General features: G+C 75.8%; 2 protein-coding genes (1 of these 2 cut by a window edge). Both read right to left on the reverse strand.

The genetic code is table 11. The features are described 5' to 3' along the window. Nucleotides 1–5,772, reverse strand: partial view of a type I polyketide synthase gene (locus ACFVU7_RS09660; RefSeq protein WP_388044847.1) — the 5' end (the start) only. The gene continues 12,522 nt to the left of window position 1, outside the view; 5,772 of the gene's 18,294 nt are visible here — the first part of the coding sequence; its start codon is at nucleotides 5,770–5,772; its stop codon lies beyond the left edge, outside the window. Further along, the gene (locus tag ACFVU7_RS09665) at nucleotides 5,772–15,179 is read right to left on the reverse strand and encodes a type I polyketide synthase (RefSeq protein WP_388044824.1); all 9,408 of its coding nucleotides are present in this window, start codon (nucleotides 15,177–15,179) and stop codon (nucleotides 5,772–5,774) included. Before ACFVU7_RS09665 ends, ACFVU7_RS09660 begins: the two co-directional genes overlap by 1 nt. Nucleotides 15,180–15,229: the final 50 nt, after the last annotated feature.

Consider the following 15,229-nt stretch of genomic DNA (forward strand, 5'->3'; position numbering starts at 1 on the left):
GCCCGCCGGCCACTCCACCTGCTCCTGGAGCAGCCGGACGTTGCCCAGGTCCCAGTCCACGTGCGAGGACGGCTGCTCGGCGTGCAGGGTCTTCGGCAGCACGCCGTGCCGCAGCGCCATCACCATCTTGATCACACCGGCCACACCGGCGGCCTGCTGGGCGTGCCCGATGTTCGACTTCACCGACCCCAGCCACAGCGGCCGGTCCCCGGCGCGTCCCTGGCCGTAGGTGGCCAGCAGCGCGCCGGCCTCGATCGGGTCGCCGAGCGTGGTGCCGGTGCCGTGCGCCTCGACCGCGTCGACGTCGGACGCCGACAGCTGGGCGTTGGCCAGCGCGGAGAGGATCACGCGCTGCTGCGAGGGGCCGTTGGGCGCGGACAGGCCGTTGGAGGCGCCGTCCTGGTTGACGGCGCTCCCGCGGAGCACGCCGAGCACCTGGTGCCCGTTGCGGCGGGCGTCCGACAGCCGTTCCAGCACCAGCATGCCGACGCCCTCGCCGATGCCCATGCCGTCCGCGCCGTCGCCGAAGGCCTTGCAGCGGCCGTCGGAGGACAGCGCGCGCAGCCGCGAGAAGCCGACGAACTCGCCGGGGTCGGCCATCACGGTCACACCGCCGGCCAGTGCCACCGTGCACTCGCCCGACCGGAGCGCCTGGGTCGCCTGGTGCAGCGCGACCAGCGAGGAGGAGCACGCGGTGTCCACGGTCATCGCCGGGCCGACCAGGCCCAGGGAGTAGGCGATCCGGCCGGAGAGCACGCTCAGCGCGTTCCCGGTGATCAGGTGGGCCTGTACGCCGGCCTCGTCCCCGACCGCGCCGAAGTAGCCGGACGGGGCCGCGCCGATGAAGACGCCGGTCGCCGAGCCGTGCAGCGTCCGCGGGTCGATGCCCGCGCGCTCGACGGCCTCCCAGGAGGCCTCCAGCAGGAGGCGCTGCTGCGGGTCCATGGCGAGGGCCTCGCGCGGGCTGATGCCGAAGAACCCGGCGTCGAACTCCCCGGCGCCGCTGAGGAATCCGCCCTCCACGACGTAGGTCGAGCCCTCGGCGTCGGCGTCCGCGTCGAACAGCGCCTCGGCGTCCCAGCCGCGGTCGGCCGGGAAGCCGCTGATCGCGTCCCCGCCGGCGGCGATCAGGTCCCACAGCTCCTCGGGCGAGCGCACGCCGCCCGGGTAGCGGCAGGCCATGCCGACGATCGCGATCGGCTCCGAGGGCGCGGCGGCCACCGCGACCACCTGGCCGGGGCCCTCCGCCCCGAACAGCGCGCTCAGGATCTCCTCGGCCAGTACGGACGCGCTCGGGTGGTCGAAGACGACGGTGGACGGCAGGCGCAGGCCGCAGGCGGTGTTCAGGCGGTTGCGGAGCTCGACGGCGGTCAGCGAGTCGAAGCCCAGCTCCCGGAAGGCCCGCGTCGCGACGATCTCGTCCGCCGACTCGTGGCCGAGGACCGCGGCGGCGTGGGAGCGCACCAGTTCCACGACGCTCCGGCGCCGCTCGGCCGCCGACAGCCCGGCCAGCCGCGAGGCGAACTCGCCGCGCTCGTCGGCGGCCGTCGCGGCGGCCGTCTCGGCCCGGGCCTCGGGGATGGTGTCCAGCAGCGGGCGCGGGCGCGCGGCCGTGAAGACCGGCGCGAACTTCTGCCACTCGACGTCCGCGAGGGCGATGAAGGTCTCGTCGTCGGCGAGCACCTCGCCGAGCGCCGTCAACGCCCGCTGGGTGTCGAGGAAGTTCATGCCCTGCCGCAGCAGACGCTGGGGCGTCACCCGGCCGGGAGCCTGGTCCATCACCGCATCGACGGCGTCCCAGTCGCGGGTGTTCCAGACGCCCCACGCGATCGAGGTGCCGGGCAGGCCGCGGGCCCGGCGGTCCTCCGCCAGCGCGTCGAGGAAGGCGTTGCCGGCGGCGTAGGCGCCGTGGTCGTTGCTGCCCCAGGTCGCCGAGATCGACGAGAAGAGGACGAACTCGTCGATGCCCAGGCCGGTCGTGGCCTCGTCCAGGTGGACGGCGCCGGCCGCCTTCGCGCCGAGCGCGGCGACCAGGCCTTCGCGGCTGGTGTCCTCCACCCGGGCCAGGTAGGGCGCGTTGGCGGAGTGCAGGACGGTGGACAGGCCGGGGCCGGAGGCCTCGATCCAGGCCACCAGGCCGGTCGCCTGGCCCCGGTCCGCCAGGTCGCAGCTGACGACCTCGACGGCCGATCCGCCGTTCGCCACGGCAGCGGCCAGCGCCGCCACCCCGGGCGCCGACGGGCCGGAGCGGGAGGTCAGAACCACCCTCGGCGCGCCGTGCTCCGCAAGCCACGGGCCGATGCAGACACCGATCGACCCCGTACCGCCGGTCAGCAGGACGGTGCCGCGCGGAGACCAGTCAGCCGACTCGACGCGCCGGGCCTCCGCCCGCACCAGACGGCGCAGGAACACACCCGACGGCCGCACCGCGACCTGGTCCTCACCGCCGTCCGCGAACACACCGACCAGACGAGCGGCGGCCTCGGCGTCCAGCACCGGCGGCAGGTCGACCAGGCCGCCCCAGCGGTCCGCGTGCTCCAGGCCCACGGCCCGGCCCAGACCCCAGACCTGGGCCTGCACCGGACTGGTCGTCACCTCGTCGGCGCCGACCGCCACCGCACCGCGGGTCAGCACCCACAGCGGGGCCGTGACACCGGTCTCGACCAGCACCCGGACCAGGTCGACCGTCCCGGCCAGACCGCCCGGAACCGACGGGTGCTCCGCCAGCGGCGTCTCGTCCAGGGCCAGCAGCGACACCACACCGGCCACGCCCTCGGCCAGTGCCGCGTCGACGTCCTCCGGTCCCGCGACGGCGACGACGCTCGCACCGCGGGCCGTCAGCGCGTTCGCGACCGCCTCCCGGTCGGGGCCGTCGCCGACCAGCAGCCAGGTCCCCGACGGCGTGGCGGCCCGGTTCGCGTCGGCCGCCTGCCAGACGATCCGGTAGCGCCAGTCGTCCACCGAGGTGTCCGGGCCGGCGGCCTGGACGGAGGCCACGGCGCCGAGCCAGTAGCGCCGGCGCTGGAAGGCGTAGGTGGGCAGGTCCACGACCGTGCCGCCGCCCAGGAGCGCGGCCCAGTCGACGGGGAGGCCCCGCACGTAGGCCTCGGCGAGCGAGGTCAGAAGACGCCCGGCGCCGCCCTCCTCGCGCCGCAGGGTGCCGACCACGGCCGAGCCCTCGACGTCCTCGACGACGTCGCCCACCGCGCCGGTCAGCACCGCGTGCGGGGAGACCTCCACGAACACCCCGTGCCCGGACTCGGCGAGGATGCGGACCGCCCGCTCGAACTCGACGGTCTCGCGCAGGGACGCGTACCAGTAGTCGGGGTCCAGCTCCGGGCCCGACAGCCACGCGCCGGTCAGCGCGGAGACCATGGGGATCCGGGCCTCGGTCGGCGTGATGCCCTGGAGAACCGAGAGGATCTCCTCGCGCAGCTCGTCCACATGGGCGCTGTGCGAGGCGTAGTCCACCGGGATCATCCGAGCGCGCGGCGAATCCCCGCAGGAGTCCGCGAGTTCACGCAGCGCGTCCGCATCACCGGAGACGACCGTCGCCGAAGGACCGTTCACGGCCGCGACCGACAGACGGGAACCGTACGGGGCGATCCGCGCCCGCACACCCGCCACCGGCTCCGCGATCGACAGCATCCCGCCGCGACCAGCAAGGGCCTTCAGGGTCTTGCTCCGCAGAGCCACCACCTTGGCGGCGTCATCGAGGGAGAGAATCCCGGCCACCGCGGCGGCAGCGATCTCACCCTGCGAGTGACCCACCACCGCGTCCGGAGCAACACCCGCCGCCTCCCACACCGCCGCGAGCGAGACCATCACCGCCCACAGCGCCGGCTGCACCACATCAGCAGCCTCGAAACCGTGAAGCCCGGCCAGCACATCGTCCAACTGCCAGTCCACGTACGGCGCAAGAGCCGCAGCACACTCCGCCAGCTTCGCCGCGAACACCGGCGAGGCCTCCGCCAGCTCACGCCCCATCCCGACCCACTGGCTCCCCTGGCCGGGGAAGACGAACACCGTCCGCCCCACCCCGGCAGCAGCCACCGACCCGGTCACCACGCCCGCCGCCGGCTGCCCCGTGGCCACCGCCGCCAGACGCTCCGCGAACTCGCTCCGCTCGCCGCCGAGCACGACGGCCCGGTGCTCCAGCGCCGCACGCGTCGTGGCCAGCGACCACGCAACATCTCCGACCGACAACTCCGGCCGCTCCGCCGCGTGTTCACGCAGCCGACCCGCCTGACCGGCCAGCGCCGCGGCGCTCTGCCCCGACACCACCCACGCGGGAAGGCCCTCGCCGGACAGGACGCGCGGCGCGGCGCCCGCCACGACCTCCGGACGGCCCGAGCCCGCCGGCGCCTCCTCCAGGATCAGGTGCGCGTTGGTGCCGCTGACGCCGAACGCGGACACGCCCGCCCGGCGCGGCTGCTCGCCCGCCGGCCACGCCACCGCTTCGCTCAGCAGCCGGACGTTGCCCGAGGCCCAGTCCACGTGCGGCGACGGGTTCCCGGCGAAGAGGGTCTTCGGCAGCACGCCGTGCTGCAGCGCCAGCACCATCTTGATCACACCGGCGACGCCGCTCGCGCAGCCGGAGTGGCCGATGTTGGACTTCACCGAGCCCAGCCAGAGCGGCCGGTCGGCGGCGCGGTCCTCGGCCTGCCCGTAGGTGGCGAGCAGCGCCTGCGCCTCGATCGGGTCGCCCAGCGTGGTGCCCGTCCCGTGTGCCTCGACCACGTCCACGTCGGCCGCGGTCAGGCCGGCGTCGGCCAGCGCCGAGTGGATGACGCGGTACTGCGAGGGCCCGTTGGGGGCGGTGATGCCGTTGGAGGCGCCGTCCTGGTTGACGGCGCTGCCGCGGATCACGCCGAGCACCTGGTGGCCGTTGCGGCGGGCGTCGGAGAGGCGCTCCAGCGCGATGATGCCGGCGCCCTCGCCCCAGCCGATGCCGTCGGCCTCGGCGGCGAAGGACTTGCACCGGCCGTCGGCGGCCATGCCGCCCTGCTGGGAGAACTCGATGTACGCGTCGGGCATGACCAGCACCTCGACGCCGCCCGCCAGGGCGAGGGAGCACTCGCCCGAGCGCAGCGAGCGCACCGCGAGGTGGAGCGCCACGAGCGAGGAGGAGCAGGCGGTGTCGATCGTCACGGCGGGGCCGGTCAGGCCCAGCGTGTAGGAGATGCGTCCGGAGACGACGGCGGTCAGGCCGCCGGTCATCTTGTAGCCCTCGGCGCCGCTGCCGTTGCCGCCCACGCCCGAGCCGTACGCGGTGCCGCTGGCGCCGACGAACACGCCGGTGTCGGAGCCCTTCAGGGACATCGGGTCGATGCCGGCCCGCTCGACCGCCTCCCAGGCGGTCTCCAGCAGGATCCGCTGCTGCGGGTCCATCGCCAGGGCCTCGCGCGGGCTGATCCCGAAGAACCCGGGGTCGAAGTCGGCCACGTCGTAGAGGAATCCGCCGACCCGGGCGTACTCCTCGCCGGCGCGCGCGTCCGGGTTGCCGTAGGCGCGCTCCCACTCCGCCCAGCCGCGGTCGGTGGGGAAGCCGCCCATGGCGTCCGTCCCGGCGGAGAGCAGGTCCCAGAACCGGTCGGGGCCGGTGATGCCCCCGGCGTAGCGGCAGCCGAGGCCGACGACGGCGATCGGCTCGCGCTCGCCGGCTTCCAGTTCCTTGACGCGCTCGCGGGTCCGATACAGGTCGGCGGCGAGCTTCTTCAGAGTGTCGAGCAGCTGCTTGTCGCCGCCCGCCGCCTGCGCACCACCGGTCATCACGAAAGCCCCAATTCCTTGTTGATGAAGTCCAGGACCTCGCCGGCGTCGGCGTCGTCCAGTCGCCCGGCCAGCGTCTGCTGCTCCTGCTCGTCCTGCCGTGGTTGCTCGGTGTCGCCCAGCCAGCGGGAGAGCACGTTCCTCAGCCGCAGGGTCACGTCGCGCCGGGCGCCGCTGCCGCCGGGCACCGCCGCGAGCGCGGCCTCCAGGCGGTCGAGCCCGTCGAGCACCGGGTCGGTGCCGGGGGCGGCCCGGGTGTCGTCGGCGGGCGCGGCTCGCAGGCCGAGTTCGCCGTGCAGGTACTCGGCGAGTTCGGCGGGGGTCGGGTGGTCGAAGACGAGGGTGGCGGGCAGCCGCCGCCCGGTGGTGTCGGTGATCCGGTTGCGCAGGTCGACGGCCATCACGGAGTCGAAGCCGAGGTGGCGGAACGGCCGGCCCTTGGGCAGTGCTCCGGCGGTGTGGCCGAGGACGGCGGCGGCCTGGTCGCAGACGATCTCCACGAGTCGGCGCAGCTGCTCCGCGTGGGGCAGGCCGGCGAGTCGGTCGGCCAGGCCGGTGCCGTCCGGTGCGCCGCTCCCGGTGCCGGGGCCGGAGTCCGCGGGTTCCGGTCGGGTCCCGGCGTCGGGCAGGTCGGCGAGGAGGCGGCTGGGACGGCGCAGGGTGAACGTCGGGCCGAACACCGACCAGTCGATGTCCGCGACGGTGACGGCGTCCTCTCCCCCGTCCAGGGCCTGGCCGAGGGCGCGGACGGCGAGTTCGGGCGCCATGGCCCGGACGCCGTAGCGGGTCAGCCGGGTGGTCACGCTGCCGCCGCCCATGCCGCCGCCGTCCCACAGGCCCCAGGAGAGCGTGGTGGCGGGGCGGCCGGCGGCGCGGCGTTCGGCGGCGAGGCCGTCGAGGTAGCCGTTGGCGGCGGCGTAGCCGGCCTGGTCGCTGCCGCCCCAGACGGCGGCGCCGGAGGAGAACAGCACGAAGTCGTCGAGGCCGCGGTCGGCGGTCAGCTCGTCGAGCCAGCGGGCGCCGCCCGCCTTGGGGGCGCAGACCTCGGCCAGCCCGGCCGCGGTGGTCTCGCCGACGGTGCCGCCCTGGCCGACGCCCGCGGTGTGCAGCACCGTGGACAGGGCCGGGCCGCCGCTGGCGTCGATCCGGGCCAGCAGGGCGGCGACCTCGGCGCGCTCGGCGACGTCGCAGGCGACGACGTCGACGCCGGTGCCGCGGGCGGCGAGTTCGGCGGCGCGGGCGGCGACGCCCTCGGTGGCCGGGCCGCGACGGCCGGTCAGCACGACGCGCCGCGTGCCGCGGTCGGCGAGCCAGCGCGCGACGTGCTCGCCGATGGCGCCGGTCCCGCCGGTGACCAGGACGGTGCCGCGCGGGGTCCACGCGGTGCCGTTCGCCGGGGCCTGCGGCTGCGCGGCGCGCACCAGCCGTCGCCCGTACGCGCCGGACGGGCGCAGCGCCACCTGGTCCTCGCCGTCGCCGCCCGTGAGGACGGCGGCCAGGCGCCGCAGGGCGGGGCCGGTGTCCTCGGGACGCTGCGGCAGGTCGATCAGGCCGCCCCACAGGTCGGGGTGGGCGAGGGCGGCCGTCCGGCCGAGGGCCCAGATCTGGGCGTGGACGGGCGGGCCGGCCGGCTCGCCGTCGGTGGCGGCGGCCCCGCCCCGGGTCAGCACCCACAGCGGGGCGGCGGGCGTGTCGTCCCCGTCCCCGCGCCGGTCGGCGACGGCCTGGGCCAGGGCCAGGGTGGCGGCCAGGCCGCGCGGGACGCCGGGGTGGGCGTCGAGCGGCGCGGCCGCCTCGTCGTCGAGGGCGAGGGCGGAGACGATGCCGGAGAGGTCGGCGACACCGGTGGGCAGCGCGGCGGCGAGCGCCTCGCGGTCGGTGGTGTCGATACCGTCCCCGGGCACCGTGAGGACGCGGGCGCCGGCGGCCGTCAGGGCGTCGGCGACGTCCGGCGCGGAGCCGACGAGCAGCCAGGTGCCGGTCAGCGCGGTGCCGTGCTCGGGCAGGGCCGACCAGGCGATGCGGTAGCGCCAGCCGGCGACGGCCGATTCGGCGCGTTCGCGGTGGCGCCAGCCGGTGAGCGCGCCGAGGGCCGGGTCGGCCGGGTCGACGCCGAGCAGGTCGGCGAGGGCATCGGCGTCACCGCGCTCGACGGCGTTCCAGAAGCCCGCCTCGGCGGGCGTGCCCGCGGTGACCGGTACGGTCGGGGCCTCGGTGGGCTCCGGCCAGAACCGGTCCCGCCGGAAGGCGTAGGTGGGGAGGTCCACGGTCGTGCCGCCGCCCAGGAGCGCGGTCCAGGCGACGGGCAGGCCCCGGACGTAGGCCTCGGCGAGCGAGGCCAGGAGACGCCCGGCGCCGCCGTCCTCGCGGCGCAGGGTGCCGACCACGGCCGGGGTCCGGTCCGCGAAGGCGTCGCTGATCGCCGGGGTGAGCACCGGGTGCGGGGACACCTCGACGTATGCCCCGTGGCCCGCGTCGGCGAGGATCCGCACGGCGCGGTCGAACTCGACGGTCTCGCGCAGGGACGCGTACCAGTACGCCGGGTCCAGCTCCGGGCCGGACAGCCACGCGCCGGTCATGGCGGAGACCATGGGGATGCGGGCGTCGGTCGGCGTGATGCCCTGGAGCACGGCGAGGATCTCCTCGCGCAGCTCGTCCACGTGGGCGCTGTGGGACGCGTAGTCGACCGGGATCATCCGGACACGCGGCGAATCCCCGCAGGAGTCCGCGAGTTCACGCAGCGCGTCGGCGTCACCGGAGACGACCGTCGCCGAAGGACCGTTCACGGCCGCGACCGACAGCCGGGAACCGTACGAAGCGATCCGGGCGCGGACAGCCGCCACCGGCTCCGCGATCGACAGCATCCCGCCACGACCCGCCAGCGCCTTCAGGGTCTTGCTCCGCAGAGCCACCACCTTGGCAGCGTCGTCCAGCGAGAGAATCCCCGCGACGGCGGCCGCCGCGATCTCGCCCTGCGAGTGACCGACCACGGCATCGGGAGCGACACCGGCCGCCTCCCAGACGGCGGCGAGCGAGACCATCACGGCCCACAGCGCCGGCTGCACCACATCGGCGGCCTCGAAGCCGTGAAGGCCCGCCAGGACGTCGTCCAACTGCCACTCCACGTACGGAGCGAGAGCCTCGGCACACTCGGCCAGCCGCGCCGCGAAGACCGGGGAGGCCTCCGCCAGCTCGCGGCCCATGCCGACCCACTGGCTGCCCTGGCCGGGGAAGACGAACACCGTCCGCCCGACCCCGTCCGGGGCGACCTCGCCGGTGACCACGCCGGGCGCGGGCTGTCCGGTGGCGACGGCCGAGAGCCCCGCCTCCAGTTCGTACCGGTCCGCTCCCAGCACCACCGCGCGCTGTTCGAAGGCCGACCGCGTCGTGGCCAGCGACCACGCGACGTCACCGACCGGCAGCTCCGGCCGCTCCGCGACGTGCTCGCGCAGCCGGCCCGCCTGACCGGCGAGCGTCTGCCCGTCACGGCCGGACAGCACCCACGCCGGGAGGGGGCGCGACAGGACCGGCGCGAGGTCCTCGGCGGCATCCTCGGGGACGGTCTCCGCCTCGACCGGCGCCTCTTCGATGATCACGTGGGCGTTGGTGCCGCTGATGCCGAACGCCGAGACACCCGCCCGGCGCGGCCGCTCGCCCGCCGGCCACGCCACCTCGTCCTGCAGCAGCCGGACGTTGCCCGTCTCCCAATCGACGTGCGAGGACGGCTCATCGGCGTGCAGGGTCTTCGGCAGCACACCGGCTTGCAGGGCCAGCACCATCTTGATCACACCGGCCACGCCCGCGGCCTGCTGAGCGTGCCCGATGTTCGACTTCACCGAACCCAGCCACAACGGCCGGTCCTCGAACCGCTCCTGGCCGTACGTCGCCAGCAGCGCACCGGCCTCGATCGGGTCACCCAGCTCCGTACCCGTCCCGTGCGCCTCGACCGCGTCCACGTCCGCCGCCGAGATCCGGGCGTTGGCCAGCGCCGCGCGGATGACGCGCTGCTGCGAGGGGCCGTTGGGGGCGGTGAGGCCGTTGGAGGCGCCGTCCTGGTTGATGGCGCTGCCGCGCACCACGCCGAGCACCCGGTGCCCGTTGCGGCGGGCGTCGGAGAGGCGTTCGAGCACCACGATGCCGACGCCCTCGCCCATGCCCATGCCGTCGGCGCCCTCGCCGAAGGCCTGGCAGCGGCCGTTCGGCGACAGGGCCCGCAGCCGCGAGAAGCCGACGAACTCGCCCGGGTCGGCCATCACCGTCACGCCGCCCGCCAGGGCGACCGAGCACTCGCCCGACCGCAGCGACTGCACGGCCTGGTGCAGCGCGACCAGCGAGGAGGAGCAGGCGGTGTCCACCGTCATCGCCGGGCCCACCAGGCCCAGCGCGTAGGCGATCCGGCCGGACAGCACGCTCATCGCCGTGCCGGTCATGCGGTGTCCTTCGGACCCGGCGGTCTCCTCCACCACGCCGAGGTAGGTCGACCGGGCCGCGCCGACGAACACGCCGGTCGCGGAGCCGTGCAGCGACTTCGGGTCGATGCCCGCGCGCTCGACGGCCTCCCAGGAGGTCTCCAGCAGCAGCCGCTGCTGGGGGTCCATCGACAGGGCCTCGCGCGGGCTGATCCCGAAGAAGGCGGCGTCGAACTCGGCGGCCCCGGTCAGGAAGCCGCCCTCGGCGACGTAGGTCTTGCCCTCGGCGTCCGGGTCGGGGTCGAAGAGGCCCTCGGTGTTCCAGCCGCGGTCGGTCGGGAAGCCGCCGATCGCGTCCCCGTGCTCGGCCAGGAGGGCCCAGAGCTCCTCGGGGGTCCGGATCCCGCCGGGGTAGCGGCAGGCCATGCCGACGATCGCGACCGGTTCGGCGGGGGCCGCGACCACGGCGGGCACCGGCCCGGCGCCGGCCGCCGCCTCGGCCCCGAAGAGCCGGGAGAGGATCTCCTCGGCCAGGGCGGCCGGGTTGGGGTGGTCGAACACGACCGTGGCGGGCAGCCGGACGCCCGCGGCGCCGCCCAGCCGGTTGCGCAGTTCGACGGCGGTCAGCGAGTCGAAGCCGAGCTCCCGGAAGGCGCGCGTGGTCGGGACCTCGGCCGCGGAGCCGTGGCCGAGGACGGCGGCGGCGTGCGCGCGGACCAGCTCGACCACCGCGCGGCGGCGCTCGGCGGCGGTCAGGCCGACGAGGGCGCGGAACAGTTCGCCGGTGGCCTCGGCCGGCCGGTCCGACCCGGCGGCGTCCGGGCCCCGGTCCTCCTGCTCCCGGGCCTCGGGGATGGCGTCCAGCAGCGGGCGCGGGCGCGCCGCGCGGAACACCGGCGCGAACTTCTCCCACGTCACGTCGGCGAGCGCGATGAAGGTCTCGTCGTCCGCGAGGGTCTGGTCCAGCGCCGTCAGCGCCCGTTCGGTCTCGAGGAAGTTCATCCCCTGCCGGCGGAGCCGTCGGGGCGTCACCCGGCCGGGGCTGTGGTCCATCAGGTCGTCGACCGCGTCCCAGTCCCGGGAGTCCCAGACGCCCCAGGCGATCGAGGTGCCCGGCAGGCCCCGGGCCCGGCGGTCCTCGGCCAGGCCGTCCAGGAAGGCGTTCCCCGCCGCGTACGGGCCGTGGTCGTTGCTCCCCCAGGTCGCCGAGATCGACGAGAACAGCACGAACTCGTCCACGTCCAGCGCGGCCGTCGCCTCGTCCAGGTAGGTGGCCCCGGCGGCCTTGGCGCTGAGCGCCGCCGCCAGGCCCTCCCTGGTGGTGTCCTCGACCCGGGCCAGGTAGCCGGTGTTGGCCGAGTGCAGGACCGTGGACAGGCCCGGTCCGGTGGCCTCGATCCGGGCGACGAGGTCGGTGACGTCCCGGCGGACGCCGGTGTCGCAGCTGACGATGTCGACGGCCGTCCCGGCGGTCGCCATCGCGGCCGCGAGTTCCACCGCCCCCTCCGCGGACGGGCCGGAACGGCTCGTCAGCACGACGCGCGGGGTGCCCCGCTCGGCGAGCCAGCGCGCGACGCAGGCCCCGATCGAGCCGGTGCCGCCGGTCAGCAGCACGGTGCCGCGCGCCCGCCAGGGGGCACGGCCGGCCGGCCGCGGCTCGGCCCGCACCAGGCGGCGGGCGAGCGTGCCGGAGGGGCGCAGGGCGACCTGGTCCTCCGTGCGGCCCGCGAGGACGGCGACCAGCCGGGCGCCGGTCCGCGCGTCGAACTCCGGCGGGAGGTCGACCAACCCGCCCCAGCTGTCCGGGAGTTCCATGCCGATGACGCGGCCCATGCCCCACAGCTGGGTCTGCACGGGGGCGGTCGTCACCTCGTCCGGTCCGGTCTGCACCGCGCCCCGGGTCAGCAGCCACAGCGGGGCGTCGACGCCGGTCCGGCGCAGCGCCTGGACGAGGTCGACCGTCGCGGCGGTGCCGCGCGGGATCCACGGGTACGCCGGGTCGTGGCCCTCCTCCAGCGCCAGCAGGGACACCACGCCGGACACGGGGCCGGTGACGGCCTGGTCGAGGGTCTCGACGCCGGTCCGGACGACCTGCGCGCCGTGGTCGGCCAGGGTGCGGGCGCACGCGTCGGCCACGTCCCCCTCGCCGACGAGCAGCCAGGTGCCGGACAGGGCCGGTACGGCGGCCGGGTCCGCGTCCGCGGGCTGCCAGCGGATCCGGTAGCGCCAGTCGTCGACGCCCGCCGCGCCCGCCGGCCGGGCCGGGGCCGCCGGCCAGTACCGCTGGCGCTGGAAGGCGTAGGTCGGCAGCTCGACCGCCGTCCCGCCGCCGAGCACCGCCGCCCAGTCGACGGCCGCGCCGCCCGTGTACGCCTCGGCGAGCGAGGTCAGCAGGCGCTCGGCGCCGCCCTCGTCGCGGCGCAGGGTGCCCACCACGGTCGGGGAGCGGTCCTCCAGGCTGTCGGCGATCGCCGGGGTCAGCACCGGGTGCGGGGAGACCTCCAGGAACACGCCGTGCCCGGCCTTGCCGAGGGTCCGTACGGCGCGGTCGAACTCGACCGTCTCGCGCAGGGACGCGTACCAGTACGCCGGATCCAGCTCCGGGCCGGACAGCCACTCGCCGGTCAGCGCGGAGATCATCGGGACCTGCACCTCGCGGGGGGCGATGCCCTGGAGCACGGCGAGGATCTCCTCGCGCAGCTCGTCCACGTGCGCGCTGTGCGAGGCGTAGTCCACCGGGATCATCCGGGCACGCGGGAACTCCCCGCAGGAGTCGGCGAGTTCGCGCAGCGCGTCGGCGTCACCGGAAACCACCGTCGCCGACGGGCCGTTCACGGCGGCGACGGAAAGGCGGGTGCCGTACGACGCGATCCGGGTACGGACGCCCTCCACCGGCTCCGCGATCGACAGCATCCCGCCACGACCGGCCAGCACCTTCAGAGTCTTGCTCCGCAGAGCCACCACCTTGGCGGCGTCATCGAGGGACAGGATCCCCGCGACGGCCGCAGCGGCAATCTCACCCTGTGAGTGACCCACCACAGCGTCCGGTGCGACACCGGCCGCCTCCCACACAGCGGCGAGCGACACCATCACCGCCCACAGCGCCGGCTGCACGACATCGGCGGCCTCAAAGCCGTGAAGGCCCGCCAGGACATCGTCCAACTGCCAGTCCACATAAGGCGCCAGAGCCGCAGCACACTCGGCCAGCCGCGCCGCGAACACCGGCGACGAAGCGGCCAGCTCACGCCCCATGCCGAGCCACTGGCTCCCCTGCCCCGGGAAGACGAAGACCGTCCGCCCGGCGCCGCCGGAGGCCACCGACCCGGTCACCACACCCGCCGCCGGCTGCCCCGTGGCCACCGCCGCGAGACCCGCCGCGAGTTCACCGCGCTCGCCGCCCAGGACCACCGCGCGCCGCTCGAAAGCCGACCGCGTCGTGGCCAGCGACCACGCGACGTCGCCGACCGACAACTCCGGCCGCGCCAGCACGTGCTCGCGCAGCCGGCCCGCCTGACCGGCCAGCGCGGTCGCGTTGCGGCCCGACACCACCCAGGCCGACGCCGCCGTCGGCAGGACGGGCGCGGGGCGCTCCTCGTCCGGCGTCGGCTCCTCGTTCACCGCCGGCTCCCCGGCCGTCGGCGCGGGCGCCTCCTCCAGGATCACGTGGACGTTCGTCCCGCTCGCGCCGAACGCCGACACACCCGCCCGGCGCACCCGCTCGCCCGCCGGCCACTCCACCGGTTCCTGGAGCAGCCGGACGTTCCCCGAGGCCCAGTCGACGTGCGAGGTCGGCTCCCCGGCGTGCAGGGTCCTGGGCAGGGTGCCGTGCCGCAGGGCGAGCACCATCTTCATCACGCCGCCGACGCCGGCGGCCTGCTGGGCGTGGCCGATGTTGGACTTGAGCGAGCCGAGCCACAGCGGCCGGTCCTCGTCGCGGCCCTGTCCGTAGGTGGCCAGCAGGGCGCCGGCCTCGATCGGGTCGCCCAGCTCCGTGCCCGTCCCGTGCGCCTCGACCGCGTCGACCTCGGAGGCCGTCAGGCGGGCGTCGGCGAGGGCGGCCCGGATGACCCGGCGCTGTGCGGGCGCGCTGGGCGCCGTCAGGCCGTTCGACGCGCCGTCCTGGTTCATCGCGCTGCCGCGGATGACCGCCAGGACGCGGTGGCCGTTGCGGCGGGCGTCGGACAGGCGCTCCAGCAGGACGAGTCCGGCGCCCTCGCCCCAGCCGGTGCCGTCGGCGTCCTCCGAGAACGGCTTGCAGCGTCCGTCGGAGGCGAGGCCCTGCTGGCGGGCGAAGTCGGCGAACATCACCGGGGTGGACATCACCATCACGCCGCCGGCGAGGGCGAGCGAGCATTCGCCCGTGCGCAGCGAGCGGGCCGCCAGGTGGACGGCGGCCAGCGAGGAGGAGCAGGCCGTGTCGACGGTCACGGCGGGCCCGTTCAGGCCCAGGGTGTAGGAGACCCGGCCGGAGAGCACGCTGATCGCGCTGCCGGTGACCAGGTGGCCCTCGTCGTGGCCGTGTTCGCGCGCGTACCAGTCGTAGCCGGACGCGCTGGCGCCGACGAACACGCCGGTGTGCGAGCCGCGCAGGGCGCGCGGGTCGAGTCCGGCGTGCTCCAGGGCCTCCCAGGCGACCTCCATCACGAGGCGCTGCTGGGGGTCCATCGCGAGGGCCTCGCGCGGGCTGATGCCGAAGAAGCCGGGGTCGAACTCGGCCGCGTCGGGGAGGAAGCCGCCGCGGGTCTCGTAGCCGTGGGCGGCCGCCTCGCCCGGGTCCCAGCCGCGGTCGGCGGGGAAGTCGCCGACCGCGTCGGTGCCGGTGGCGACCAGGTTCCAGAGCTCGTCCGGCGTGCGCACGCCGCCCGGGTAGCGGCAGCCCATGCCGACGACGGCGATGGGCTCGCCGGTCACGGTCTCCAACTCGCGGACGCGCTCGCGGCTCTCGTGCAGCTCGGCCGTGACGCGCTTCAGGAAGTACCGGAGCTTGTCCTCGCTCACGCGTTCCACCTCGGGGTGCTCGGGCTGTGGGTACTCGGTCTGGGCAGCGC

This window comes from Kitasatospora sp. NPDC058046 (assembly GCF_042885595.1).
Taxonomy (GTDB): domain Bacteria; phylum Actinomycetota; class Actinomycetes; order Streptomycetales; family Streptomycetaceae; genus Kitasatospora.